The 26,232-nt window shown below is 69.8% G+C and carries 23 protein-coding genes; 3 read left to right on the plus strand and 20 right to left on the minus strand.

What is annotated here, in order from left to right; all coding sequences use genetic code 11:
* Positions 1-4 precede the first annotated feature (4 nt).
* Together ACGFNN_RS24690 and ACGFNN_RS24695 are read left to right on the plus strand one after the other, a co-directional pair.
* Positions 5-2,503 carry a ThuA domain-containing protein gene (locus ACGFNN_RS24690; protein ID WP_393558995.1) on the plus strand — a complete coding sequence of 833 codons (2,499 nt, stop codon included), beginning with the start codon at positions 5-7 and terminating at the stop codon, positions 2,501-2,503.
* Positions 2,500-4,740, plus strand: a complete 2,241-nt coding sequence (locus tag ACGFNN_RS24695) for an OmpL47-type beta-barrel domain-containing protein (RefSeq protein ID WP_393558997.1) — start codon at positions 2,500-2,502, stop codon at positions 4,738-4,740. The genes ACGFNN_RS24690 and ACGFNN_RS24695 overlap by 4 nt, the downstream gene beginning before the upstream one ends.
* On the opposite strand, the gene ACGFNN_RS24700 is transcribed toward ACGFNN_RS24695, so the two are convergent.
* Entirely contained in the window at positions 4,727-5,824 is a 1,098-nt protein-coding gene (locus ACGFNN_RS24700; RefSeq protein ID WP_393558999.1) for an ABC transporter permease, read from the minus strand. The genes ACGFNN_RS24695 and ACGFNN_RS24700 overlap by 14 nt on opposite strands.
* Positions 5,821-6,831, minus strand: a complete 1,011-nt coding sequence (gene ligD, locus ACGFNN_RS24705; protein WP_393559121.1) for a non-homologous end-joining DNA ligase — start codon at positions 6,829-6,831, stop codon at positions 5,821-5,823. Before ligD ends, ACGFNN_RS24700 begins: the two co-directional genes overlap by 4 nt.
* A 94-nt stretch (positions 6,832-6,925) precedes the next feature.
* Here ligD and ACGFNN_RS24710 point away from each other — a divergent pair, with 94 nt between their 5' ends.
* The gene (locus ACGFNN_RS24710) at positions 6,926-7,987 is read left to right on the plus strand and encodes an ATP-dependent DNA ligase (RefSeq protein WP_393559001.1); all 1,062 of its coding nucleotides are present in this window, start codon (positions 6,926-6,928) and stop codon (positions 7,985-7,987) included.
* A gap of 4 nt (positions 7,988-7,991) precedes the next feature.
* On the opposite strand, the gene ACGFNN_RS24715 is transcribed toward ACGFNN_RS24710, so the two are convergent.
* From ACGFNN_RS24715 to ACGFNN_RS24800, 18 genes are all read right to left on the minus strand, one after another.
* Positions 7,992-9,221, minus strand: a complete 1,230-nt coding sequence (locus tag ACGFNN_RS24715; protein ID WP_393559003.1) for a lytic transglycosylase domain-containing protein — start codon at positions 9,219-9,221, stop codon at positions 7,992-7,994.
* Between the two features lie 19 nt (positions 9,222-9,240).
* A complete protein-coding gene (locus ACGFNN_RS24720; protein ID WP_393559005.1) occupies positions 9,241-9,981 on the minus strand; it encodes a hypothetical protein in 741 nt (246 codons plus the stop codon).
* Between the two features lie 34 nt (positions 9,982-10,015).
* Positions 10,016-10,546: a nuclear transport factor 2 family protein gene (locus ACGFNN_RS24725; protein ID WP_393559007.1), complete on the minus strand. Its 531-nt coding sequence runs from the start codon at positions 10,544-10,546 to the stop codon at positions 10,016-10,018.
* A gap of 13 nt (positions 10,547-10,559) precedes the next feature.
* Positions 10,560-11,159, minus strand: coding sequence for a hypothetical protein (locus ACGFNN_RS24730; RefSeq protein WP_393559009.1), 600 nt, complete (start codon positions 11,157-11,159; stop codon positions 10,560-10,562).
* Positions 11,156-11,677 carry a hypothetical protein gene (locus ACGFNN_RS24735; RefSeq protein WP_393559011.1) on the minus strand — a complete coding sequence of 174 codons (522 nt, stop codon included), beginning with the start codon at positions 11,675-11,677 and terminating at the stop codon, positions 11,156-11,158. Before ACGFNN_RS24735 ends, ACGFNN_RS24730 begins: the two co-directional genes overlap by 4 nt.
* The gene (locus ACGFNN_RS24740) at positions 11,674-12,921 is read right to left on the minus strand and encodes an MCE family protein (RefSeq protein WP_393559013.1); all 1,248 of its coding nucleotides are present in this window, start codon (positions 12,919-12,921) and stop codon (positions 11,674-11,676) included. The genes ACGFNN_RS24735 and ACGFNN_RS24740 overlap by 4 nt, the downstream gene beginning before the upstream one ends.
* Complete coding sequence (locus ACGFNN_RS24745) at positions 12,918-14,066, minus strand: MCE family protein (protein ID WP_393559015.1); 1,149 nt, start codon at positions 14,064-14,066, stop codon at positions 12,918-12,920. Before ACGFNN_RS24745 ends, ACGFNN_RS24740 begins: the two co-directional genes overlap by 4 nt.
* Positions 14,063-15,193 carry an MCE family protein gene (locus ACGFNN_RS24750; protein WP_393559017.1) on the minus strand — a complete coding sequence of 377 codons (1,131 nt, stop codon included), beginning with the start codon at positions 15,191-15,193 and terminating at the stop codon, positions 14,063-14,065. The genes ACGFNN_RS24745 and ACGFNN_RS24750 overlap by 4 nt, the downstream gene beginning before the upstream one ends.
* A gap of 1 nt (position 15,194) precedes the next feature.
* Positions 15,195-16,211 carry an MCE family protein gene (locus ACGFNN_RS24755; RefSeq protein WP_393559019.1) on the minus strand — a complete coding sequence of 339 codons (1,017 nt, stop codon included), beginning with the start codon at positions 16,209-16,211 and terminating at the stop codon, positions 15,195-15,197.
* Positions 16,208-17,239, minus strand: a complete 1,032-nt coding sequence (locus ACGFNN_RS24760) for an MCE family protein (protein WP_393559021.1) — start codon at positions 17,237-17,239, stop codon at positions 16,208-16,210. Before ACGFNN_RS24760 ends, ACGFNN_RS24755 begins: the two co-directional genes overlap by 4 nt.
* Positions 17,236-18,537, minus strand: coding sequence for an MCE family protein (locus ACGFNN_RS24765; RefSeq protein WP_393559023.1), 1,302 nt, complete (start codon positions 18,535-18,537; stop codon positions 17,236-17,238). The genes ACGFNN_RS24760 and ACGFNN_RS24765 overlap by 4 nt, the downstream gene beginning before the upstream one ends.
* A complete protein-coding gene (locus ACGFNN_RS24770; RefSeq protein ID WP_393559025.1) occupies positions 18,537-19,340 on the minus strand; it encodes an MlaE family ABC transporter permease in 804 nt (267 codons plus the stop codon). Before ACGFNN_RS24770 ends, ACGFNN_RS24765 begins: the two co-directional genes overlap by 1 nt.
* Positions 19,341-19,343: 3 nt before the next feature.
* Positions 19,344-20,195: an MlaE family ABC transporter permease gene (locus ACGFNN_RS24775; RefSeq protein ID WP_393559027.1), complete on the minus strand. Its 852-nt coding sequence runs from the start codon at positions 20,193-20,195 to the stop codon at positions 19,344-19,346.
* Positions 20,192-21,175 carry an ABC transporter ATP-binding protein gene (locus ACGFNN_RS24780; protein ID WP_393559029.1) on the minus strand — a complete coding sequence of 328 codons (984 nt, stop codon included), beginning with the start codon at positions 21,173-21,175 and terminating at the stop codon, positions 20,192-20,194. Before ACGFNN_RS24780 ends, ACGFNN_RS24775 begins: the two co-directional genes overlap by 4 nt.
* Before the next feature lie 693 nt (positions 21,176-21,868).
* Entirely contained in the window at positions 21,869-22,822 is a 954-nt protein-coding gene (locus ACGFNN_RS24785) for a hypothetical protein (RefSeq protein WP_393559031.1), read from the minus strand.
* Between the two features lie 56 nt (positions 22,823-22,878).
* Positions 22,879-24,333 carry a DUF6801 domain-containing protein gene (locus ACGFNN_RS24790; protein WP_393559033.1) on the minus strand — a complete coding sequence of 485 codons (1,455 nt, stop codon included), beginning with the start codon at positions 24,331-24,333 and terminating at the stop codon, positions 22,879-22,881.
* Between the two features lie 143 nt (positions 24,334-24,476).
* Positions 24,477-25,109, minus strand: a complete 633-nt coding sequence (locus tag ACGFNN_RS24795; protein WP_393559035.1) for a hypothetical protein — start codon at positions 25,107-25,109, stop codon at positions 24,477-24,479.
* A gap of 155 nt (positions 25,110-25,264) precedes the next feature.
* Positions 25,265-25,900 carry a hypothetical protein gene (locus ACGFNN_RS24800; protein ID WP_393559037.1) on the minus strand — a complete coding sequence of 212 codons (636 nt, stop codon included), beginning with the start codon at positions 25,898-25,900 and terminating at the stop codon, positions 25,265-25,267.
* Positions 25,901-26,232: the final 332 nt, after the last annotated feature.

The following is a 26,232-nucleotide window of genomic DNA, read 5'->3' on the forward strand; positions in this document are numbered from 1 at the left end:
CCACATGCAGCGCACACCACATCACAGGTCCAGATCGCGCCGCGGGATGGCGGCGGCCGTGGCGGTCGGCAGTCTGACCGCGTCCCTGCTCGGAGGGAACGCGGCCACCGCGAGCCCTTATCCGGACCCAGGACTGAAGGAACGCGTGGCGACAACGTTGTCCCTGCCCTCGCCACCGGGTGGGGCCGACGTGAAGGTCCTGGTCTTCCACGCTTCGGCCGGCGAGGAGTCGCCGACCGTGGACGCGGGCATCGCGGCCATCGAGAAGATCGGGCTGAGCGGTCCCGAGGCCGGCCGGTTCAGGACCGTCGCCACCGACGACGCGAGCGTCTTCACCAAGGGCAAGCAGCTCGGCAAGTACAACGCGGTCGTCTTCCTGACCGGCGGCGGCGACGTACTCGACCCGGAGCAGGAGGCGGGCCTGGAGGCCTACATGGAGGCCGGCGGCGGCTTCCTCGGCATCCACGACGCTGCACGCACCGAACCGTACTCGGACTGGTTCACCGGCCTGGTCGGCGCCCGCCCCGCCGCGGACAGCCCGAGCGCGGTCCAGCGCGCCACCGTGGAGATCGGCGACCGGCTGCACCCGGCGACGAAGAACCTCCCGCTGGAGTGGAAGCGCCCGGACAAGTGGCTGAACTGGAAGGACAACCCGTCCGGCGACGTGCACACCGTGGCTCGCGTACGCGAGATCACCTACACGCCCGGCAAGAGCGCCAACGGCTGGGACCACCCGGTCTCCTGGTGCCGCGACTACGACGGCGGCCGCTCCTTCTACACCGCGATGGGCGGTACGGCCGCGAGTTACGCGGAGACCGACTTCCGGGACCACCTGCGCGGCGCACTGGCCTGGACGAGCCGTATCTCGCAGGCCGACTGCAAGGCGACGATCGACTCCAACTACGCGGCCGAACGCCTCACCCAGCCCAACCAGCCCGGGCAGAACGACCAGATCGGCGAACCGCACGGCCTGGTGACGGCGAAGGACGGGCGGGTCTTCTACATCGGACGCGGCGGCGCGGACAGCAGCGTCCCGGTGGTGACCGACTGGAAGGACCCGAACGTCGGCAAGGGCGAGGGCGAGATCCACGTCTACGATCCGGCCACCAAGAAGGTCACCCTGGCCGGGAAGCTCAGCGTCTTCGGCAACAAGGGCGGCGGCGACGAGCTGGTCAAGGTGGAGGAAGGTCTCCTCGGTATCGAGCTGGACCCGGACTTCGCCACCAACGGCTGGGTCTACCTGCACTACACGCCGCACGCGAAGATCGACCGCGACAAGCAGATGGCTGTGCGTCAGGTCTCCCGCTTCACCTTCGACCACGCCACGAACAAGCTGGACATGGCGTCCGAGAAGGTGCTGCTGAGCTGGCCGGTGCAGATCCACAGCTGCTGCCACGCGGGCGGCGGTATGGCCTGGGACTCGAAGGAGAACCTCTACATCGCCACGGGCGACAACAACTCCTCGGGCTTCAGCGACGGCTACTCCGGCAACAACCCGGAGCCGAACTACAAGGGCGTCTCCTTCGCCGACGCCCGGCGTACCGCGGGCAACACCAACAACCTGAACGGCAAGATCCTCAGGATCCACCCCGAGGACGACGGCACGTACACCCTGCCCGAGGGCAACCTCTTCACCGGCAAGGAGCCGGACGAGGGCGGCGGCAAGACCCGGGGCGAGATCTACGTGATGGGTGTGCGCAACCCGGCACGCATCTCCGTCGACAAGGCGACGGACACCCTGTACGCGGGCTGGGTCGGCCCCGACGCCGGCGAGCCCAGCACGACCTGGGGGCCCGCGAAGTACGACACCTTCGCGGCGATCACCAAGGCGGGGAACCACGGCTGGCCCTACTGCATGGGCAACAAGCAGCCCTACCGTGACCGCAACCTGCCCGACCCCTCCAAGCCGCTCGGCTGGTACGACTGCGACGCCCCGCGCAACGAGTCGCCCAACAACGACGGCCTGGTGAAGCTCCCGCCGGTGACCTCGAACACCATCTGGTACTCACCCCAGGGCGGCGGCGTCGACTACCCGCGTGACGCCGACGGCATCCCGAGCTACAAGGTGGAGGACCAGAAGGAGCTCCTGCCCTGGCTGAAGGGCGGCGGCCAGGCGACGATGAACGGCCCGGTCTACCGCTACGACGCGGCGAGCACGAGCGAGGCCAAGTGGCCCGCGTACTGGGACGGGAAGTGGTTCGTCGGGGACTTCTACGACGACACCCAGCCCCGCCACGCCGTGCTGACCGACCCGAAGACGGTCGGCAAGGGCGGCCTGCCCACCCACGCGGAGTCGCTGAAGAAGATCATCCCGGTCGGCGCCGACGGCATCCGCAACCTCATGGACTGGAAGTTCGCGCCGGACGGCTCGCTCTACGTCCTGGACTACGGGCGCGGCTTCTTCACCTCCGACTCCAAGTCCGCGCTGTGGCGCGTGACCTACAAGGGCGGCGGTCCGACCCCGGCCGCCGCGGACCTGGCCAGGAAGGCGGCAGCGCAGTGAGACACCCTTCACTCCTCGCGCGACGACGGTACGGGCCCACCCGTTGGTGGCTCGCCCTGCTCGGTTCGTTCCTGATGGTCCTCGGTTTGGCCTCGACCGCCGCTTACGGCCGCGAGGACGACCGAGTGGCGGCAGCGGCCGACCAGGTGCTCAACTGGACCGCCGGCGACCCCATCGACCACTACCTGTCGGCACCGAAGACGGCGGTGGCCGGTGCGGCGACCATCGTGTTCGAGAACAGCACGGCCACCGGCAACACCTCGGGCATGCCGCACACCCTGACGTTCAGCGTGTCGGACCCGGAGTTCAACAGCGATGTCGCGGTCAACATCCTGGCCAACCCCAGTGACAGCGAAGGGGGCAAGCACAGCGTCGATGTCACCCTCACGCCCGGCCGGTACTTCTACCACTGCACGATCCCCGGCCACGGATCGATGCAGGGCATCCTGACGGTGACCGAGGGCGGAGGCGGCGGCGAGGACACCACCGCGCCCGAGACCTCGGCGACGGTGGACGGCGACAAGAACGCCGACGGCGCCTACGTCGGGCAGGCGACCGTCACCGTGGCGGCGACCGACGAGGGTTCGGGTGTCGACAGCGTCGAGTACGCGCTCGGTGCCGACGGCGAGTGGCAGCCCTACACCGCCCCGGTCGTGGTGGACGAGGTCGGTGACCACACCGTCCGCTACCGCGCCACCGACAAGGACGGCAACGCCGCCGAGGAGAAGTCCGTGGACTTCGCGGTGGCCGCGCCGGACACGGACGACGGGACCGCGCCCGAGACGTCCGCGACCGTGTCGGGCGAGAAGGACGACGCCGGCGCCTACCTCGGGATGGCGACGGTCACCGTGACCGCCTCCGACACCGGCTCGGGCGTCAACACCATCGAGTACGCGCTCGGTGCCGACGGTGCCTGGCAGGCGTACACCGCGCCGGTGATGGTGCACGAGGTGGGGGAACACACCGTCCGCTACCGCGCCACCGACAAGGCGGGCAACGCCGCCGCCGAGAAGTCCGTCGACTTCACGGTCGTCGAACCGCCGACCCAGGACACCACGGCGCCCGAGACCTCCGTGGTGGTGAGCGGTGACAAGAACTCGGACGGCGCCTTCATCACCAGCGCGAAGGCCACCGTCACCGCGACGGACGCGGACTCGGGCGTGGAGAAGACCGAGTACTCCCTCGACGGGGGCCCGTACCTCGCCTACACCGAGCCGGTCATCATCGACCGGGTCGGCCGTCACACCTTCGCCCACCGGGCGACGGACAAGGCCGGCAACACCTCCGAGGCGAAGCAGTCCTCGTTCACCGTCGCGGAGAGCGGCGGGGTCCCCGCGCCGAACTGCCCGGAGTACGACGAACGGCGCACCGTCATCGTGGGCACGGTCGACACCGGTGTCCCCAACCGCCTCACCGGCAACCGCTGCACGGTCAACGAGCTGATCGAGGACGAGAAGGACTGGTCCTCGCACGCACTGTTCCTCAAGCACGTGGACAAGGTGCTGGACAAGCTCCTGGCCGACGGGGTCATCGACGCCCGGGAGCACAAGAAGATCTACCGGGCGGCCAAGCAGTCGGGCATCGGTACACCCGGCCAGGACGAGGGCTACCGCAAGCTCTTCGACGGCACGGCGGCGTCGCTCGCCAAGTGGGAGCAGGTCGGCGGCGGGAAGTTCGCACTGAACGCGGAGGAGGGGTCGATCACCAGCTCCACCACGGTGGACGGCATGGGGATGCTGTGGTTCCCGGCCAGGCAGTACGGCGACTTCTCGCTCAAGCTCCAGTGGCGGGACGACGCCCCCGGGACGGGCAACGCCAACGGCGGGGTCTTCGTCCGCTTCCCGGACGTCCACGACCACCCGGAGGAGTCCAGTCCGGAGTGGGTCGCCATCAAGTACGGCCATGAGATCCAGATCAACGACCGGCCGGACGGCGACATGTACAAGACCGGTTCCGTCTACGGATTCGACCGGGTCGGCCTCGGCGGCGCCGGGGTCACCCCGAAGGGCACCTGGAACGACTACGAGATCCGGGTGGTGGACCAGCACTACCAGGTCTACCGCAACGGTGTCCTGCTCAACGAGTTCGACAACACCGGCGGCCAGCTGTTCGAGCCTCCGCGGGGCGACGACCCCGGCACGGACGGCCGGCGGTACGCCTCCGGCTACATCGGGCTCCAGGTCCACAGCACCACGGACGTGATCTCCTACCGCGACATCCGCGTCAAGGAGTTGTAGGGTCCGGCTCCGCCCTGGAGGCCGTGGCCGCATGCTCGGGCATGTGGTCGCGGCCTCCGGGGTGCCGGTGACGCCACACCCAGAAGACCGTGCACGACACCAGCGCCCAGGCCGCCAGGACCAGGTAGGGGAAGACGTACTGGTGGCCCTGGTAGTAGACCGCGGTGTGCTGGGCGTTGACCGAGGCTCCGGGAGGGAGCCAGCGCCCGATGTGCCCGAGGACCGACGGCAGCAGTGGCCAGGACACCGCACCACCCGACGAGGGGTTGCCGAGCAGGACCATGACCCCCCAGGTGGGGATCATCGCCCAGCGGCCCATCAGGGTGTTGAACATGGTGAAGACCATGCCCGAGGTGAACATCGTGAACGCCAGGATCATCCAGGACTGCGCGAAGGGCAGGTCGAGCGCCCCGAGCCCCCAGTCGACGACGGCGGCGATGGCGAAGCCGCCGAGCAGGGCGTAGGCGACCGTGAACAGGATCCGCTCCAGCGGGAGCAGCGCCCGGGCGTGGACGCTGAGCTGGATCGCCCCGAGGAAGCCGATGATGACGGCGGCAAGCGAGATGTAGAAGAGGGCGAGACCCCGCGGGTCGCCCTTCCCGAGGGGCTTCACGTCGGTGACGGTGATGCGGGTGTCCAGGGCGCGGGCAACCTTCACCCCTGTCTCGGCGAGCAGTTGGGCGACGGAGGCACCGGAGGCTCCGGCGACCTGCATGGCCACGCCCTCCCCCGCGCTCCGCAGGATCACGAAGACCCGCTGCTCGTCCAGGGCCTCCCGGGCCTGCGCGCCGTCCGGGTACCGGTGGAGCTCCAGCGAGGCGTCGAGCGCCTCCTCCATGCCCTTGACGAAGGCGGCGGCGTGCGGCGTCCTGGGTCCTTCGACGACCGCGGCCGGGATCCGATGGGGCGTCGGGTCGGCCATGGCGTAGGTGTACGAGCCGGCGAAGAGGCCGGCCGCGGCCGAGACGATCAGGACCAGGACGACCGCGGGGAAGTACGGCGACTTCTTGAACGTCTCCCACGACTCCCGCCGGGTCGGCGGCCTGCCGTGGGCCCCGTGCTCGCCGCCGCCCCCCGAGGTCACGCCGGGTCGCCGTCGTCGTGCCGGGCCCGGCTCGGCTGCACGCGCTTGGGCTCGCCCGGCATCTTGGGGTACTCCGGCGGGTAGGGGAGGTCGCCGAGCTTGTGCTCGTGCTCGTCCTTGCGGGCGAGTTCGAGCAGCTGGTCGAGCCGGAAGGCGTGGTCGTCCATGTCGGCGTGCAGATCGCCGACCTCGGCGTAGCGGGCGGGCATGGTCCGCAGGTCGAAGTCCCGGGGCTCGGCGTCGTCGATCTCCTCCCAGCGCAGGGGGGCGGAGACGGGGGCGTGCGGGAAGGGGCGTACCGAGTAGGCGGAGGCGATGGTGCGGTCGCGGGCCGTCTGGTTGTAGTCGACGAAGATCCGCGAGCCTCGCTCCTCCTTCCACCAGGCGGTGGTCACTCGTTCCGGCATCCGGCGCTCCAGCTCCCGCCCCACCGCGATGGCACACCGCCTGACCTGGGTGAACGTCCACTCCGGGGCGATCGGGACGAAGACGTGGATGCCTCGGCCGCCGGAGGTCTTGGGCCAGCCCCGCAGCCCGTTGTCGTCCAGCACCGAGCGCAGTTCGTGGGCCGCCCGGACCGCGTCGGAGTAGTCGGTGCCCGGCTGGGGGTCGAGGTCGATGCGCAGTTCGTCGGGGTGGTCGGTGTCCGCTCTGCGGACCGGCCAGGGGTGGAAGGTCAGGGTGCCGAGGTTGGCCGCCCACAGGACGGCGCCGATCTCGGTGGGGCACATCTCGTCGGCGTGCCGGCCGCTGGGGAACTCGATGCGTGCGGTGGGCGTCCAGTCGGGGAGGTTCTTGGGGGCCCTCTTCTGGTAGAAGAAGTCGCCCTCGACGCCGTCGACGAAGCGCTGGAGGGTGGTGGGCCTCTCGCGCAAGGCGCGCAGGATGCCGGGGCCGACCGCGTGGAAGTAGTCGGCCACGTCCTTCTTGGTGTAGCCCTTCTCCGGGAAGTACACCTTGCCAGGGTTGGACAGACGCACGGCCCGTCCGTCCGCGTCCAGCTCCACCGCTGTTCCAGCTGCCATGTCCGACACCGTAGGCCGGGCCCACATATGCCGCATATCGGAAGCGTCGGTCCATCGGGTGAGTGAGAATCGGGCCATGGATCTGCCGGTGATGCCTCCTGTGAAGCCGATGCTCGCCAAGTCCGTGTCCCGGATTCCGCCCGGGATGCAGTACGAGGCCAAGTGGGACGGCTTCCGCGCGATCGTGCACCGGGACCGCGACGAGGTGGTGATCGGCAGTCGCACGGGCAAACCGCTCACCAGGTACTTCCCCGAGGTGGTCACCGCCGTCCTGGAGAACCTGCCGGAGCGGTGCGTCATCGACGGTGAGATCGTCCTTCCGCACGAGGGCAGGCTCGATTTCGACCGGCTGAGCGAGCGCATCCATCCGGCGGACTCCCGGGTGCGGATGCTCGCCGAGCGGACCCCGGCGAGTCTGGTCGCCTTCGACGTACTCGCGCTCGACGACATCTCTCTGCTCGGCACCGCGCAGACCGAGCGGCGCCGGCTCCTGGAGGGTGCGCTGGCCGCGGCCTCGGCGCCCGTGCACCTGGCCCCCGCCACCACGGACGCGGACCTCGCGCGGGAGTGGTTCGAGCGGTACGAAGGCGCGGGACTCGACGGGGTGGTCGCCAAGCCGCTGGATCTGCCCTACCGGCCGGACACGCGCGCCATGTGCAAGATCAAGCACGAGCGGACAGCCGACTGTGTCGTGGCCGGTTACCGCTTCCACAAGAGCGGCCCGGTCGTCGGCTCGCTGCTCCTCGGGCTGTACGACGACGAGGGCGCCCTGCAGCACGTCGGGGTCTGTGCGGCCTTCCCCATGAAGCGTCGTGCCGAGCTGGTGGAGGAGCTGGATCCGCTGCGCATCGACCCCGCCGGTCATCCGTGGGCCGCCTGGGCGGACGCGGCGGCGCACGAGGGGTCGCGGTTGCCCGGGGCGCCGAGCCGCTGGTCGGGCAAGAAGGACCTGTCGTGGGTGGCCCTCGCTCCCGAGCGGGTGTGCGAGGTGGCGTACGACCACATGGAGGGCGACCGTTTCCGGCACACCACCCAGTTCCGGAGGTGGCGGCCGGACCGCACCCCCGCCAGCTGCACCTACACACAGCTGGAGGAAGTCGTGCGGTACGACCTTTCCGCGGTGCTGGGTTCCGGCTGATCCGTCAGGCGGTGGGGGTGGGCTCCGGGCAGGGCCCGTCCGACGGGTCACCGGTGGGGGCGGCCGGGTCCGGTTCCGGGGACGGGGTGGGGCAGCCCGGGTCGGAGGTGCTGGGGTCCGGGTCGGGGGTGGTGGTCGGGTCAGGCGTCGTCGTGGGGTCCGGCGTGGTGGTCGGGTCCGGTGTGGGCGTCGGGTCGGTGGGGCCGCTGCCGGTGGGGTCGGGGGTCGGGTCGGATTCCGTGGGGTCCGGGTCCGGGGTGCCGGAATCCGAGGGCGTGACGGAGGGGGTGGGGGACGTGGTCGGCCGAGGGGTGCCGGTGGGCTGAGGGCCGACGACGATCCCGCCGCCTTTCCCGCCGCCGGGACTGCCTGGCCCTCCCACCGGGGCCTTCGGCGCGTGCGGGCCTCCGGCGCCGGGGCTGGCGGGGATCACTCCCCTGCCGTCGGCGACGGGGTGGACGCCCTTGCGGTAGAACTCCAGCCAGGACAGGACCGTTCGCAGATACGTGTCCGAGTGGTTGTAGCTGAGGACGGCCCGGTCGAGGTCCGCCTTCACCGCCAGGTCGCGGGTGCCCGCGCAGAGGTAGTGCCCGGCGGCGAGCGCGGCGTCGGCGATGTTGCCGGGGTCCTCGCGCCCGTCGCCATTGCCGTCCTGACCCCAGTGGGCCCAGGTGGACGGGATGAACTGCATCGGTCCGACCGCCCGGTCGTATGTGGCGTCGCCGTCGTACGCCCCGCCGTCGGTGTCCGGGATGTTCGCGAAGCCCGCTCCGTCGAGGACGGGGCCGAGGATGGGTGTGAGCGTGGTTCCCGCCGCGTCGACCCGGCCGCCGCTCGCATGGCCGGACTCGACCTTGCCGATGGCCGCGAGTAACTGCCAGGTCAGGTGGCAGCCCGGGTCGCTGCGGCCCAGTGAGCGCTCGGCCTTGCGGTAGGCGGCCAGGACGGTGGTGGGGATTCCGGCCTCGGCCCACGACCGGGCGACGGCCGGGCCCGGCTCGCTCCCCTCGGCTCTCCGCGGGGGCTTCGGCGACTCGAGGGGTGGAAGCTCGGTGTGATAGCTGTCGTCGTTGGGCACTTCGGTCCAGACGACGTCGTCCGACGCCACGTTCTTCGTTTCGTCGGCGACGGTTCCCGCGATTCCCGGGGCCTGGGAGGCGGTGAGCGCCGCCATCGCCGCCACTGCGGTGGCCGTGCCGGTCAGCCCGCGGCGCATGTTCCCGTTGAACCTCATGTGTCCTGCCTCTCGTCGGTCATCGCGCGAACGTATCGATGGCCGCGATCCGCCAGGTGTCACCTCGGCGAACGGCGTCCACGGCGAACATGGCGGCCGCGTACGTCGTCTCCTCCTCCTTGCCGGTCCGGGTGTTGCTCTGGTCCGCGAAGACCAGCACCCTCGCGCGGTCGCCTTCGAGGAGCTCGACTCCGGTCTCGGTGACGGTGGTGGTGAGCACGAGCTTCTGTTTCGGCGCCTGCGCCCGTACCTCGGCGAGCATGTCCTGGTGCTGCTGGACGGCCTTGCCGGTCAGGTACGTGCGGACCGCCAGGTCCGACTTGCCGGGCGAGGCGTAGGTGTAGGAGAAGACGGCACCCACCGCCTCTGAGATCTGGCCCTTGACCTCGCTGGTCCGGCTGATGTCGGTCAGCGCGGTGTTCCGCCGGGTGGGGTCGTCGCGCAGCTCGGCCGCCGAGCCGAACGACCAGGCGGCGAAGGCTCCGAGGAGGACGGTCGCCGCGCAGAGCACGGCGGGCAGGGGGATCCGCGGGACCGGCAGCCGTCCTCGGGGGCGTTCGCCCTGGGCCGGGTCCTCCTTCCCCTCGGCGTCCCGCTGCCCCGGGATGTCCGGAGTCCCGGCATCGGGTTCAGCGGGAGGAGCGGCCTCGGTGGTCCGCTCCTGATCCACCGGGTCCTGGTCCGTGACCGCCCGCGGGGTGGCCGGGGCCACGGCGGCGAGCCGGCGGCGGCGGTTGACGAGGTGACGGGTCGTCGACATGTGGGTGGTCCTTCCGGGGCGGGGCGGTCGGGGTTCAGCCGGCGGTGTTGCCGACGGGCGCCTGTCCGAGGGCGCTCAGCTTCCACCCCTCGGAGGTGCGGGTGAGCTGCCCGAGCATCCGGCTCTCCTTCACCGCGGGCTTGCCCTCGGGCGCGGTCACGGTGACCCGCAGCGCGACCAGCACTCCCGCCTTGCCGGCCCTGTCGTCGAGCTCCGTCACCGCGCCGGAGAGGATCTGGGCGGTGCTGACCGTCTTCGCTGCCTCGATCTGCTTGACGAACGCGTCCCGCCCGTCCACGAGTTGACTGTGGAGGTCGCCGGTGGTCGAGTCCTCCCAGCTGTCCAGCCCCTCGTCCACCTTCGCGTGGTCGAGGGTGTTCATGTTCTGTACGGCCTGCTCCCCGGCGGCCAGCACGTCGTCGCGGGCCTCGGCGTAGGCCGCCGCGTCGTCGTGCGCCGCCTCGTACCACGACCAGCCGCCCCACCCCGCCGCGCCGGCCGCCACGACCGTCAGCGCGATCGCCGCCGTCACCAGCGGATTCCTCGTCGTTCGTACCCGTGCCATCGGTGCCTCTCCCCTACCTGGAGGTGATGTCGACGATGATCCAGCGGCCGCCACGCAGCTCCGCCGTCACCGAGAGCTGCGCCCCTGCCGTGGTGGGGGCCTTCCCCTCGCGCTCGTACACCTGGTCGAGGAAGACCAGGAGATGGGCGCCGTCGTCGTCGAGCCGTGTGACCCCTGCGCGTACCGCCTGCGAGGTGAGCGTGAGTTTCTGGTCGGCCGACTGCTTCTCGACCTGCCCGAACAGGGCCGCGTACTGCCGCAGCGCGTCTCCCCCGAGCAGCCGCTTCGCCGACTCCTTGGTGACGGCGGTGGACCGCGGGCCGTACGAGAAGACCTTGCTCAGGGCGCTGCTCACGTCGCCGGCGACACGGGCGGTCTCCGCGGTGTCGGTGAGCGCGCGGTTCGAGGTGGCCGGGGTGTCGCGCAGCTCCCGTGCCTGGAGGAGGAGCACGACGCCGGTGGCCAGCAGGGCGACGGCCAGGAGAGCCGCGAGACCACGGCGCCAGGACGCGCCACGTCGGCTGTCCGGTCGCGGATCGGCTCCCTCGTCCGCCACCTCGGTCTCCGCGTCCGGGGACGCGCCCTCGACGGTGGCTGCTCCGGTCCGCCTCATCCGCCGCTCCCCACCGGTATCGCGTCCAGTGCCTTGACCTTCCAGCCGTCGCCGGTCCGGGCGAGCGTCGCCTCGAACCGCTTGCGCTCGGTACCGCCCTTGCCGGCTCGCGGGGTGACCACCACGTCCACGGTGGCGATCAGGGCCGCTGTCCCGGCCCGTTCGTCGAGGGCGGTGAGAGCGGCGTCGGTGACCTTGCCGCGTGCGGTCGCCCCGGACTCGGTGAGTTCGGAGGCGTCCTTCTTCCGGGTGCGCTCCAGCCGGTCGTGCAGCGGACCGGTGGAGACGGCGAGCCAGGCGTCGAGGCCTGACCCCACGCTCGTGGCGCTCCGGCCGTCCATGCTGTTCAGCCGGGCGATGTGGCTCCGGCCGTCGGCGATCGCGGCGTCACGCGCCTCGGCGTACGACAGGCCCTCGTCGGCGCGTGCCAGCGCGTAGGCGCGGATGCCGAACGCGCAGACCAGTGCGGCCGCGAGAAGGGCCGTCCAGCCGCCGAGCTTCCTGGTGCGGGCGTTCACTCGCCACCCCCCAGACCCAGCAGACCGGCCATTCCCTCGGGAGCGGGCCGGGTGTGCACTCCGTCCGCGGATGTTCCGGCAGGTCCGGCGCCGGTGAGCAGGGCGCCGGGCTCCGCCGGTTCCGGGACGCCGCCGCCGGAGGGGGCGTTGGCGCTGCCGCGTACGTTGATCCCGCTGCCGGGCGGGGAGGCGCAGCGGGCCCCGGTGTTGACCGCGGGGGCGGTCGAGACGTCCTTGCCCGGGCGGTAGGTCGTGGATCCGTATCCGGCGGTGCAGGGCAGCGGCTCGAAGAAGGTGACGGACATCCCGAACCTGGCCTTGCCGTCCTCGTCGATGATGCTCGCTCCGGCAGCGGCGACCGCGGGCACCTTCACCAGGAGCTCCTCGAGGCCGCGCTGCCGCGTGACGGCGACCTCGGAGGTGGTGAGGAGGTTGGCGACGACGACTCCGAAGCCTGGTTCGAGGTCGCGCAGGAGCCCGCTGATCTGGGCGGTCGCTCCGGGGGCCGCGGCGATCAGCCTTCGCAGATCGGTGTCGGATCCCTTGAGTTCGGCGGCGAGTCGCTCGGCCCCCGACGCGAACCCCTTGAGTGCCTGGCCCTGTTCGGCCTGGGTGCGCAGTACCGTCTCTCCGTCCGCCATCAGCTTGGTCGTGGTGGGCAGGGCCTCGTCGGCGGCCTCCACGAACGCAGCTCCGGTGTCGAGCAGGACCTGGAGGTCGTCCCCGCGCCCTTCGAACGCCGCGCCGAGCTCGTCGACGACGGTGCGCAGCGCGTCGGTGTCGACGGAGGCGGCGAGGTCGTCGACGCTGGTGAGGACGTCGGTGACGGGTGCTGGGATGGTCGTGTCTGCCTGGTCGATGACCGAGCCGTTCCCCAGGAAGGGGCCGTCCCCGCGGGTGGGGCGCAGGTCGACGTACTGCTCACCGACCGCGGAGAGGCTCGCGACGACGGCGTGCAGACTGTCGGGGATGGGTGGTGCGTCGTTCTCTATGCGCAATTCGGCCTCGACGCCGTCGTCGGTGAGCTCGATCGGACCGACGCGGCCGACGGAGACCCCGCGGTAGGTCACGTTCGAGTGGGTGAACAGGCCTCCGGTCTGGGGCAGTTTGACGGTGACGGTGTAGTAGCCGCGCAGACCGACGTAGTGCCCGAGGTCCGCGTAACGGGCGCCCAGGTAGCCGAGGACCAGCACCGCGATGACCAGGAAGGCGATGTTCTTGAGCCGGGTGGCGAAAGTGATCATCGAGCGCCGACCTCCGTGCCTGACGGGATGACCGAGGGGAGCGGCAGGGGCAGCGTGGGGGCGGACTTCCTGGCTCCGGCCGTGGCCTGGGAGTCCGGGGTGAGGGCGGGGATGATCTGTGTGCCCGGCATGGCGGTGACGTCCAGGTAGACGTTGAGGTAGTCGCCCTTGACCCCGCGCAGCACCTCGTCGGTGAACGGATAGGTGAGGAGCACCTGGAGGGAGTCGGGCAAGTCCTTCCCGGAATCGGCGAGAGCGGTGAGGGTGGGGGCGAGTGCCTTGAGGTCGGCGATCATGTCCGCCTTGCTCCTGTTGACGGTGTCGACGGCGACGGTGGACAGGGTGTCCAGAGAGCGCAGCATCGTGAGGAGCGATCCACGCTGCTTCTCCAGGACCTTCAGGCCGGGGCTGAGTCCGGTGAGTACGGTTCCCACGTCCTGCTTCCGGGTGGCGAGGGTCGAGGCGAGCCGGTTGACCCCGTCGAGGGCGTCGGTGATGTCCTCCTTGTGGGTGTCCAGGTCGGTGACGAGTGTGTCCACCCTGCGGAGCATCGAGCGGATCTGGGGTTCCCGGCCGGTCAGCGCCTTGTCCAGTTCGGTGGTGATGGTCCTGAGCTGGGCGACGCCGCCGCCGTTGAGGAGCATGGACAGGGCGCCGAAGACCTCTTCGACCTCGGGGTTGCGGTTGGTCCGGGCGAGCGGGATGCGGTCGCCGTCGGACAGCGTGCCCTTCGCCGTGCCGGCGGCGGGTGCCGAGAGCTGGACGAACTTCTCGCCGAGGAGGCTGGACTGTTCGAGATGGGCGTAGGCGTTGGCAGGCATCCTGATCTTCCCGTTGACCCTCATGGTGACCCTGGCCGTCCAGCCGCCCGGGATGAGGCTGATGCGGGTGACCCGGCCCACCGCCACGTCGTTGACCTTGACCGACGCCTGGGGCGCGAGGCTCAGGACGTCGCCGAACTCGGCGGTGATCTCGTACGGGTGGTCGCCGAGGTCGGCTCCGCCGGGAAGCGGCACCCGCTCGATGGCGGGGAGGGACGGCAGGCCGGTGGTCGTCGTGACGAGGGTGAGGCAGACCCCTGCGGCGACCAGGGCGCCGAGTCCGGTGAGCACGCGGGTGCCGGGGCTGCGCAGGGCGGGGCTCATCGGTCCGCTCCCTTCTCACGGCCGGTCTTCTCCGGGGTGTCCTCGGGAGTGCCGTAGACGGTGCCGACGGCGGGCAGGGGCAGGACGGGCAGCGCTCTGCGCCGGGTCGCGTCCACCGGGGCCAGCCCGTCGAGGCTCACGCCGCCCGCCTCGGGTTCTAGGAGCGGGCCGCCCATGGACAGCTCGTTGAGGTTGGTGCGCCCGTTGAGGGTGCGGTTCGCCGGGTCGTAGGCGTTGAGGACGTTGCCTGCGGCGAGCGGGAGGGTGTCGAGCGACTCGGCGAGGGAGGCACGCTGGTCGACCAGGCTCTGGGTGAGCGGCACCAGGAGGTCCACGTTCTTCTTCAGGGCCCCGCGGTTCTTCTGGATGAAGCCCTTCACCTGGCCCAGTGCGGTGCCGAGCTCCTTCAGCGCCGCGCTGAGGTTCTCCTTGTCGTCGGCCAGGAAGCCGGTGACGGTGTTGAGCTGCTGCTCCGCGGAGCGCACGTCGCCGTCCTTCTCCTTCAGCATGGTGGTGAAGGTCTGCAGGTAGGACAGTGTGTCGAAGAGGTTGCCGCTGCTCTTGTCGAGTGTCTTCGTCGCCTTGCCGAACTGCTCGACGGAGTCACCGATGGCCTCTCCGTTGCCCTTGAGGTTCTCGGCCCCGGTCTCCAGGAGCCCGGCGAGCGCCCCCTGTGCGTTGGCCCCGTCCGGGCCGAGGGCGGTGGAGAGTTCGGTGATCGACGCGTAGAGCTGGTCGACCTCCACGGGTGTGGCGTTCTTGGCCGCGGGGAGGACGGCGCCCTCCTTCATCCGCGCTCCCCCGGTGTAGGCGGGGGCGAGCTGGACGTACCGGTCGGCGACGAGGCTGGGTGCGACGACGAGGGCGTGCGCGTCCGCGGGGACCTCGACGCCCGCGTCGAGCCGCAGAGTGACACGGACCTCCTCGCCGCGTGGTGTCACCGATTCGACGGTACCCACCTTCACCCCGAGGATCCGCAGGTCGGAACCGGGGTACACCCCGGTGACCCGGTCGAAGTAGGCGGTGACGGTGGTGCCCTCCTGGTCCATGGCCGCCACACCGGAGCCGACGGCCACGGCGATGACGGCGAGTCCGGCTCCGATACCGATGACGCGGGTGCGTCTCATGTCAGCGGCCCCCTTGCTTCGGCGGCATGCAGTCGTTCGCCGGAGGGGTGTCCTTCGGCAGGTAGTTCTTGGGGACGACCCCGCACACGTAGTTGTCGAACCACCGTCCGTTGCCGAGGGTGTTGCCGATGAGCCGGTTGTAGGTGCCGGCCGTCGAGAGCACCTTGTCGAGACTCTTGCGGTTCTTCACCAGGACGGTGGTGACCCGGCCGAGCGAGTCGAGGGTGGGCTTCAGCTGCTTGTCGTTGTCGGTGACGAGGCCGGTGAGCTGTGTCCCGAGGTTCCGGGTGCCGGTGAGCAGCAGGTGGATGGAGTCCCGCCGCGCCTGTATCTCGCCCAGCAGGAGGTTGCCGTCCTCCAGGAGGGTCTCGAAGCTGCTCTTCTTCGTGGCGAGGGACCTGGTGAGTTTCTTGCTGCCCTTGAGGAGGGTCGCGAGCTGGGCGTCACGCTCGGACACGGTCTTCGAGAGCGCGGAGAGCCCCGCGGCGGCGCTGCGGACGTCGGGCGGGGAGTCCTTGAACGTGTCCGAGATGGCCTGGAAGCTCTGGGCGAGCTGAGCCGTGTCGATCTCCTCGATGGTCTCGCCGAGCCCGTTGAACGCCTGGGTGACGTCGTACGGAGAGGTGGTGCGGCTCGACTCGATGCGGGTGTCGGGGTCCTGGGGGGCGTCACCGAGCGGGTCGACGGCGAGGTACTTGTCGCCGAGGAGGGTCTTGACGGCGATTCCGACGGTGGAGGAGTCGCCGATCCAGGCGTCCTTCACCCTGAAGTCGACCTTCACCTTGGCGCCGTCGAGCCGGACACCGGTGACCTCGCCGACCTTCACACCCGCGATCCGCACCTCGTCGCCGGTGTCCAGCCCCGCGGACTCGGTGAAGTCGGCGCTGTAGGCGGTTCCGGCGTCGATGAACGGCAGGGCGTCCGCACGGTAGGCGGCGAGGCCGGTCAGGGTCAGGACGACGAGCCCGGCGGCGCCGACGGCCACGGGGTTGCGTTCCCGGACGGGCTTGATGCTCATCCCGTGCACCTCGATCCGCCGATGGTGATGCCGGTGGGCGGTGCGCTGCCGTCCTCGGTCGTCACCCCGGCGACCCTCGCCTCGCACAGGTAGAGGTTGAGCCATGAGCCGTAGGAGGTCAGGCGGGTGATCGCCTCCATCTTGGCGGGTGTGTTCCGCAGGAAGCTCTCGATCTGCGGTGCGCCCGCGTCGAGCTGACCGCTGAGCCGGCCGAGTTGCCGGATGTCCTTCTTGAGGGGCGCGCGGCCTTCCTGGAGGAGATCCGCGGTGACGGTGGTGAGTGCGCCCATCGCGGTGACCGCCTGGCCGAGGGGCTTGCGGTCACCGGAGAAGCCCTTGACGAGCTTCTCGAGGGTGACGACCAGGTCGTCGAAGCCCGCCTCGCGGTCGTTGACGGTCTTGAGGACCGTGTTGAGGTTCTTGATCACCTCACCGATCACCTTGTCCTTGGCCGCGACGGTCCCGGCCAGCGATCCGACGTGGGAGAGGATGCTGTCAACGGTGCCGCCCTCCCCCTGGAGGACCTGCACGATCGAGCCGGCGAGCTTGTTGACCTCGGGCGGGGAGAGCCCTTCGAAGAGCGGCTGGAAGCCGTTGAAGAGCTGGGTGAGGTCCAGTGCGGGGGTGGTGCGCGACAGTGGGATCGTGGCACCCGGCCTGAAGTCCGCCCCGACCGGTCCGACGCCCTGGTCGAGGTCGATGTAGCGCCGGCCGACCATGTCGAGGTACTTGATCGACGCGGTTACCGATGCGGGCAGCTCGCGGCCCTTGCGTACAGCGAAGCCGACTTCGGCCTCCCGCCGGTCGGCGACGCCGATGGACTCGACCTGTCCGACCTTGACGCCCGCGATCCGCACGCTGTCGCCGACGACCAGCCCGGTGACGTCGGCGAACCGTGCCTTGTACGAGGTGGTGTCGCCGACGCCCGTGTCGGCGATCGACAGGGCGAGGACGGTGGTGGCGAGGGTGGTCACCACGACGAAGACGAGGGACTTCACCAGCGGTCCCGCGAGGGAGCGGCGCTTCACTTGAGCTTCACCTCCGCTCCGCGGAACGCCGGACCGATGAGCACGCTGCTCCAGTCGGGCAGGGTCTGCGGCCGGACGCCCAGCGAGGGCGCGACCAGTTCGTTGACGAGCACGCTCTCCTGCGGGGAGTTCGGCATGCCGAGGGCCGTGTCGGCGGCGGGCGCCCGCACGGTGCCGGCGCCTTCGGCTCCCTGTTCCGGGGTGGCGGGGGCGTGTCGGTCAGCGGTCGGGACGGTCCTGCCCGTGTACGGCACCGAGTAGCAGTGCGGTCCGCCGGTCGCGTCGTAGACGGGGGTGTCCTCGCCCGCCACGTATCTGCCCTTGGACTCCACCGCCTTGACGCTGACGTGCAGTCCCGGCCGGTCGGTGCCCTTGCCCAGCGCCTTGTCCATCGCGGGCACGAACCCCGCCATGGTGCGCAGGGTGCAGGGGAAGGCGTCGCTGTACTCCGCGAGGAGTTCGAGGGTCGGGCGGCCGGAGGCGGAGAGCCGGATGAGGTTCTCCTTGTTCCTCCGCAGGAAGGCGGTGACGTCCGCGGCGGAGGCCGTCGTGGATCCGTACAGGCCAGCCAGTTCCGCCTCCTGCTCGGCGATCGTGCCGCTGGTGGTGGTGAAGTCGGTGAGCGCGTCCAGGACGTCGGGCGCGGCCTCCGCGTAGAGGTGGCTCACCTTGACGAGCTCCTTGATGTCCGCGTTGAGCGTGGGGAGCTGGGGGTTGAACTCCTTCAGGTGCGCATCGAGGGTGACGAGCGTGTCGCCCAGCTTCTCGCCGCGGCCCCGGAGTGCCTGGGAGACGGCCCCGAGCGTCGCGGCGAGCTTCTCCGGCTTGACCGCCGTGAGCATCGGCAGGACGTTGTCGAGCACCTCCTCCAGCTCGATGGCGTTGCTGGAGCGGTCCTGCGGTATGACGGCCCCGGCGCGGAGGGGCTCGGCGGAGGGGACGGCGGGCGGGACGAGGGCGACGAACCGTTCCCCGAAGAGGGTGGTGGGCAGCATCTGGGCGGTGACGTCGGCGGGGATCCGGTCGAGCCGGTCCGGGTCGATGGCGAGGGTGAGTTCTGCCCCCTCGCCGTCTGCCGAGATGTGGCGCACCTCGCCGATGACGACGCCGCGCAGCTTCACCTCGGCGTTGTCGTGCATCTCGTTGCCCACGCTCCCGGTGCGTACGGTCACGACGGCGTCGTCGGTGAAGTCCTTCTCGTAGACGGAGACAGACACCCATACGAGGACGGCGGGCACGAGCACGAAGGCCACCCCGGCGAGTCTGAGGCGCACCGTCCGCGCGGTGGAGTTGCTCATCAGCCGGCCACCTTCACGGTTGTCGTCGCGCCCCAGATGGCGAGGGAGAGGAAGAAGTCGGTGACGCTGATGAGCACGATGGCGTTGCGCACCGACCGTCCCACGGCGACGCCCACTCCGGCGGGGCCGCCGGTGGCGTGGAAGCCGTAGTAGCAGTGGGCGAGGATCACCAGCACGCTGAAGATCAGCACCTTGAGTACCGACAGCAGCACGTCCTGCGGGGAGAGGAAGAGATCGAAGTAGTGGTCGTAGGTGCCCGCCGACTGCCCGTTGAACAGGACGGTGATCCAGCGGGACGCCAGATAGGACGAGAGCAGTCCGATCGCGTACAGCGGGATGATGGCGACGACTCCGGCGATGATGCGCGTGGTGACGAGGTAGGGCATGGAGCGCACGCCCATCGCTTCGAGTGCGTCGACCTCCTCGTTGATCCGCATGGCGCCGAGTTGGGCGGTGAAGCCGGCGCCGACGGTCGCGGAGAGGGCGAGGCCCGCGACGAGCGGGGCGATCTCACGGGTGTTGAAGTAGGCGGAGATGAATCCCGTGAGGGCGGAGGTGCCGATCTGGTCGAGAGCGGCGTAGCCCTGGAGGCCGACCACGGAGCCGGTGGCGAGCGTCATCGCGATCATCACGCCGATGGTTCCGCCGATGACTCCGAGGCCTCCGCTGCCGAAGGCGACCTCGGCGAGCAGCCTCTGGACCTCCTTCAGGTAGCGGTGCAGGGTCCTCGGGATCCAGATCAAGGCGCGTACGTAGAAGGTGAGCTGTTCGCCGGAACGGTCCAGCCAGCCGAGCATCGACATCGCTCAGCCCCCCTTCGGGGGGACGATCTGGAGGTAGATCGCCGTGAGGATCATGTTCACCGCGAAGAGCAGCATGAAGGTGATGACGACGGACTGGTTGACCGCGTCGCCCACGCCCTTGGGGCCGCCCCGGGGGTTGAGCCCCCGGTACGCGGCCACGATGCCGGCGATGAAGCCGAAGATCAGTGCCTTGAGTTCACCGACGTAGAGGTCGGGCAGCTGGGCGAGGGCGGAGAAGCTCGCGAGGTAGGCGCCGGGGGTCCCGCCCTGCATGATCACGTTGAAGAAGTAGCCGCCGAGGGTCCCGACGACGGACACCAGGCCGTTGAGCAGCACGGCGACGGACATGGTGGCCAGCACCCGTGGGACGACCAGGCGCTGGACGGGTGATACGCCCATGACCTCCATGGCGTCGAGCTCTTCGCGGATCTTGCGGGATCCCAGGTCCGCGCAGATCGCGGATCCGGCCGCCCCGGCGATCAGCAGGGCCACGATGAGCGGGCTGGCCTGCTGGATGACCGCGAGGACACTCGCTCCACCGGTGAACGACTGGGCGCCGAGCTGCTGGGTGAGCGAGCCGACCTGGAGGGCGATGACCGCGCCGAAGGGGATGGACACGAGGGCGGCGGGCAGGATGGTCACACTGGCGACGAACCAGAACTGTTCGATGAACTCCCGTACCTGGAAGGGCCGGCGGAAGACGGCCCGGACCACCGCGAGTGCGAGTGCGAAGAGCTGGCCGGTCTGGCGGAGCGGGGCGAGGAGCCGTGAGGGCGGTCTCGGGCCCGCTTTCTCCTGGGGTGCCTCCTCGCGGGCGGGCTCACCCGGCGGGCGTACGGGCAGCGGTGCCGTCATCGACGCCCACCGTCCAAGGCCGGCGTGTAGCTGTCCAGGATGGCCGTGCGTGCGGCCTCGGGCAGCCGGTCCATCATCCCCATGACCCGCTCGCGACGGCGAAGGGCCGCCTGCCGTACGGGCATCCCGGGCGACGGCTCCAGCTGCGGGACGACGGCGCGGGGCCCGGTGGCGTATCCGTGGCCGTTCGTCTGCTCCGCGGCGAGGGTTGCCGCGTCCTTCTCCTCGGACATGCCGATGGGGCCCTCGCGGCGCCCGGCGAGGAACTGCGCGACCACGGGCATGTCACTGGTGAGCAGCACCTCGCGCGGACCGAAGGTCACGAGGTTGCGGCAGAACAGCATGCCCATGTTGTCCGGGACGGTGGCCGCGATGTCGAGGTTGTGGGTGACGATGAGCATCGTGGCGTCGATCTGCGCGTTGAGGTCGATGAGGAGCTGCGAGAGGTAGGCCGTGCGCACCGGGTCGAGTCCGGAGTCGGGCTCGTCGCAGAGGATGATCTGCGGGTCCAGGACGAGGGCACGGGCCAGGCCGGCCCGCTTGCGCATGCCTCCGGAGATCTCGCCCGGCAGCTTCTCCTCGGCGCCGAGGAGGCCGACGATGTCGATGCGTTCCATGACGATCCGCCGGATCTCCGATTCGCTCTTGCGGGTGTGTTCACGCAAGGGGAAGGCGATGTTGTCGAAGAGCGACATCGAGCCGAAGAGGGCGCCGTCCTGGAACATGAGACCGAAGAGCTTCCGGGTTTCCATGATTTCACGCTCGGGGCTGTTCACCATGTCGACACCGTTGATGAGGACACGGCCCCTTTCCGGCTTGAGCAGTCCGATGATGGATTTCAGGAACACAGTCTTTCCGGTACCGGAAGGTCCGAGCATGACGCTCACCTCACCGGCCGGCAGCGTGAGACTGACGTCCTGCCAGATGTTCTGCTTGCCGAAGGATTTCGTCAGGCCTTCGACGACTACTTCGATTCCCATCGGCCCTCCCTCGAAGTGGTGGTGAACGACGTCATCTACTGAGCTCCGGCTCCGGTGAATGCGAGGACGGCCCGTCACACATGCACCGGGAGGCGCACGGTATGTCCGCCGAATCCGCCAGGACAAGCCGTTGAGCAGCGGTAATCGACGGAATTTGATCTCGGCGTGGATCACTTGTCACTGATTGACAAAACCGCCCGGCGGGATTGTCGGAATCTGCGCAAGCTCTCCGGGGTCCCGCGGCCCAGGGGGCCGAGGCCGCGGGACCCCGGGAGTGGGAGACCTCCGCCCCGGTGGAAGTTCGGGACCGGAGAAACTCCCGGAGGAATCCGGGGTCAGGGGGGCGCGACCAGGACTCCGCGTGCGTCTGACGAGCAGGTACGGACGCGTTTCCGAGCCGCTCAAGCGGGACGCTACGGGCCGGTAACCTGAGTCCGCAATAGCGCTTCACGAACTTTCTCCGGGGCAATTGCACGGTGCTGATTTCTTGTGCCCCGATGAGTAATCCGCGCGCGAAACCTGTCGAAAAGTGAGGGCCTTCGCGCCGAGCGGCCGGCTCGGAATTCCGCTCGGGACACACCGAAGCCCGCCCCGACCAGGGTGCATGCGGTCCGGGCGGGCTCATGAGCGCTGAAGGCCTGGGGCGCATCGAGTGACAGGAACCGGATGTGGCCACCGGCGCCCCTCCTGCGGCTACTTCACCGCGGAGTGCCAGCTGTCGGCGAGCTCTCTGCCGGCGTTGGGCACGGACAGACCGGGGGCCGTGAGACCGGCCGTGTAGGTCTTGGCGTCGTTCAGGACGAGGTTGTTGGTGCCGGCCCCGGCGGGCAGGCCCACCTTGAGGTCGATCGCCCAGCTGAGAATCCCTCCGAGACCGCAGCCGTTGGCCTTCGGCGCGGTGAACTGGCTGTCGCCCTGAGCGGCTCCGGAGAGGGCGATCTGAATCATCGATCCCTCGTCCGGGTTCGCCGATCCGTCACCGTTGAACCGGGCGGCGGTGAAGCTGGGCGCGCTGAGGTTGCCGGGACGCAGGAGCACCGGGTTGCTGTTGCTGCCGATGTAGCAGTTGGAGCCGAGCAGCGGGTTCTCCAGACGGATCTTGACGGGCAGCTTGACGATCGGCCCGGAGGATATGCCCGCGACCAGGCTGAATTCGGTGGGCGCTCCGGCGGACTCCACCGTGGCGGTCACCTTGTTGAGGGTCGCGTTGGTGATCTGCCCGCAGACGGCCGTGACGACGGGGATGTTGCTGGGGCACATGATGCCGAGCAGGCCACCTGGGATGGTGGTCTTCCCGCTGATGATCGATCCGGCCGCGGGCGGCACGACCGTGTAGGTCCCCTCGGCCGGGTGCTGGATGACGCCGAACTGCAGGTTGGTGGACCCGGTCGTCGCCGTGGTGTTGCCCAGCTTGATCGTCCCGTTGGGCGAGGTGGAGGTCACGCACAGCGCGATGTCCACGTCGCCGTCGGTCGCGAGCATGGCGGGGGCGTCCACCGGACAACGGTCGAACGGGGCCCAGGAACCGTTCAGCTGGGCGGCGGCCGTGGCGGCGCCGGCCGGTGACGCGGTCAGGGGCATGACCAGAGCGGCTGACGCGGCGACGGCCCCGGCGGCCTTGATCCAGTTCTTGGAGGCAGGTCTCATCGTTCCCTCAATTCGATATCTCACGGGGGGAGTTACGTATGGGTGCGGCGATGCGGTCAGCGGGACGCCTGGGGGACGTCCAGCGGTTCGTACTCGTCCGTGCAGACGGCAACACCACCAGGCTCGGGCGGGTGCTGCGCTGCGGCACAGGGAGCTCCCTGTACCTGCTTGACGTGACCGGGCACACCGGACAGCGACGCGGTGAAGAGGTTGTCGAGGTCCTCGTCGGTCCCGCAGCCGCTGAACGGCGGGATGGTCACCGACCCGGTCAGCTCGCCGCCCGAGGCAAGGGTGTAGCCGTTCAGAACGTTGTCCTTCCACGTCCCCAGGCCGACCAGACCGAGCTTGAACGGGCGGCTCGTACGGCAGTCGTCCCCCACATCCAGGGAAACGCCGTTCACCTTGACGTCGTACAGCCTGAGCATGAAGTCCAGCGTGACGTCCGTGCGGTTCTTGCTGGTCACGCCCTCGATGGCCAGGTCTGAGCGGACGTTCTCGATCCTGGTCCCGTCGGGGCGCGTGCCCGTAGGAATCTGCGTCATCTCCAAGGTGGCCGTCGTCGGCATGAAGCCGAAGGTCAGGAAGGTGCCTGTGGTGGGCGGAAGCTGGGGTTTGCCCCGGTAGTCGAGATCGATGGTGGAGTTCTGCAGGAAGTGCAGGACGCCGTCGATGAACTGGATCTCCTGAAAGCCCTGTGTGATCCGGGCGCAGGCCAGGGGGAACTTGTTGGCGGCTTCCAGCTTGGTGACGTTGGCGTACCCGGTCACATAGGCGACCATGTTGGCCTCGTCACCTGGATCACCGACGCACGCGGGTGCGTTCGCGGCGGCGGACCCGGACGCCTTGACTCCGACCTCCGGCGCACCCCCCTCCGGTCCGGTCGGCTCTCCCTCGCCGGGCCAGGTCGCGGAAGGGGTCGGCTCGGCGTCCTCACTCGCTCCGTCCTCCCCCTCCACGCCCACGACTGCCAAGGCCTTCTCCTGACCCGGGCCGGGAGCGCAGTCGACAGAGAGGCTCGCCGGCTCGGCGGGCACGCCGTCGGCCTTCTCAAGGCTGAGTTCCAGCGTGAGGTCCGAGGCCTCGAGAACCAGGTCACCCGAGGCCCCGGGTTTCACGAACGGAACTGCGCCCGACGTGCTCAGCACCAGATCTCCGGCCTCGGGCAGCGGCGTCGGCTCCGCCGCGGTGCCCGCCCATTCGGCCCGCGCCTTCGCGTCATCCTGGGACACCTCGACGGCCAGGCGCGTCCCGGCGCCGACCGTAGCGGCCCCGGACGCGGCGAGGCCGGCGGACACCTCCTCGGGCAGAACCAGATCCAGGACCACCTTCTCGGGCTGGATCACCTGCCCGGGCCGACCGGACTCGGGCAGCTCCGCGGTGATTCCGGCCCTCACCGGCTGCTCTCCTTCCGGGAAGTCACACGTGTAGATGAGCTCCGCGGCGGCCTCCTGGACACCGGACACGGCCTGCGCACCCGGGATCATCCCTCCCAGCAGCACCGCGGTGGCCACTGCGGCACCATGCGCCGTCCGCCGTCGTGCACCCTTCATACGACTGCCTCTCACTGACGATGTCCCCCTCGGACGGACTCTGTGGCAGCCGGGGCGGATGGACCCACCGGGCTCCCGATCACTCGCGGGCGGCTGAGGCCGGGTCAAGGGGAGTACACGATCGTCGGTCCGGCCGTACCGCCGATCGGGGCAACCGCCGAAGAGGTGCTCGTGTAGGTCCAGTTGGAGCCGAGCCCCATGAGCCCCGAGCACCCTGCTGTGGCTGTGACGACGGTCAGTTCGTTCGTGGCGTCGGTGCTGACCGCCAGCTTGCCCGTGGAATTGCTGTACGTGAAGGCGAACCGGCCCGTCGCCGTGGCGGTGCAGGTGAGCACACTCATCCGCAGCCGCACGCCGGTCATCCGGCCTTTGGTGACACCGGCGCTGAACGTGCTCGCGTCCAGTGTCCAGGGGAGGCCCTCGGCGACAGGCGCCACAGGGCCGAACGGGTGGGTACAACCTGCCCAGGCCATCGAGGTGACAGTGCCGATCCGCACGTCCACGGTACCTGTGGCCGATCCGAGAGTGCCCTTCGCCGTGGAGGACGTACAGCTCAGCGGGACGCCGCTCTGGATGAACACGGGGTCGTGCGCGACGGCGGAGAACGTCTCCGGTGAGACGGGGCCGACGGTCCAGGCCGGAGCGGTGACTCCCGCGGTGGCCGCCGGGACCGCGAAGGCCACGGAGGTGAGGACGGCACCGGCCGCCATCGCGGGCTTCTTGAGAGACCTGCGCACAGCTGCCTCCTCGGATTCGACTGCGGGCGCACCGCCCCGGGACGTCCGGCACGGAGGACGTCCGCCGGCCGGCGTTCGCTCGGGACCGCGGGATCGCACGGCGGGCAGGGCCCACCATGCGACTTCCGCTCTCTTGTAGCCGGAGTGCGGCCGGATCAGGGGGTGTAGACGATGGTCGGCTTGGTGGTACCGCCGATCGGTGTGACAGCGGTGTAACTGGCGGTGTAGGTGGGGTTGTTGCCCACAGCTGCGATACCGGCACAACCAGAGGTGACGGTCGCGACGGTCAGTTTGTAGGTGGCGTTGTTGCTGACCGCCAGCTTGCCCGTGGAGTTGGTGTAGGTGGCGGCCGCGTTGCCCGTCACGGTGAAGGTGCAGGTGAGGACCTTCAGCGTGGCCTTGATGCCGCTGATGTAGCCGCTCGTGACACCCGCGCTGTAGGTGTTCGCGTTCAGCTTCCACGGAGTGGTCGTGTCGGCGGTCGGGGTAACCGCGCCGAACGGGCTGGTGCAGCCGCTCCAAGTCAGCGGAGCGATCGTGCCGACGGTCACGTTGGTCGTACCTGAGGCCGATGCCAGGTTGCCCTGGGCCGCGGACGACGTACACGTCATCGGGATGCCGTTGAGGGTGAGGGTGACCGTGCCGGCGCCGGCCGAGAAGGTCTCCGGCGAGCTGGGGCCGACGGTCCAGGTCGGTGCGGCCACGCCGGCGGTGGCGGTGGTGGCTCCGAGGGTGACGGCAGCGGCGGCGGCACCGGCCGTGAGTGCGATCTTCCTGAGGGTGTTGCGCACAGTGAGTTCCTCCGATTCGGCAGTGCGGGCGCACTGTTGCGGGGACAGCACCCGTATTCCTGCAAAGGCGCAGGGAGTGCCGCGATGAATCGTGCTCCGTGGGGGTCCGTGCTGCGCTTTCAGCCACATTCGCTCTGTGACAGGGCGTGACGTTACTTGCGGGAAACTTGGAGCACAATCCTGTGCGTCAAGATTGGTCCGGCAAGTTTTTTTCCTCGTCAACGCGTCACTAATTCAGTTCGCACACTTGTCACTTGGTGCGTAATAACCCAGCGGAATTCCGCCCGGACCGAGGGTTCCGCCTCCGGGTGCCACGAGACCCGCGCGGCCCG

The organism is Streptomyces sp. NPDC048590 (assembly GCF_043199535.1).
In the GTDB taxonomy this organism is placed as follows: Bacteria; Actinomycetota; Actinomycetes; order Streptomycetales; family Streptomycetaceae; genus Streptomyces.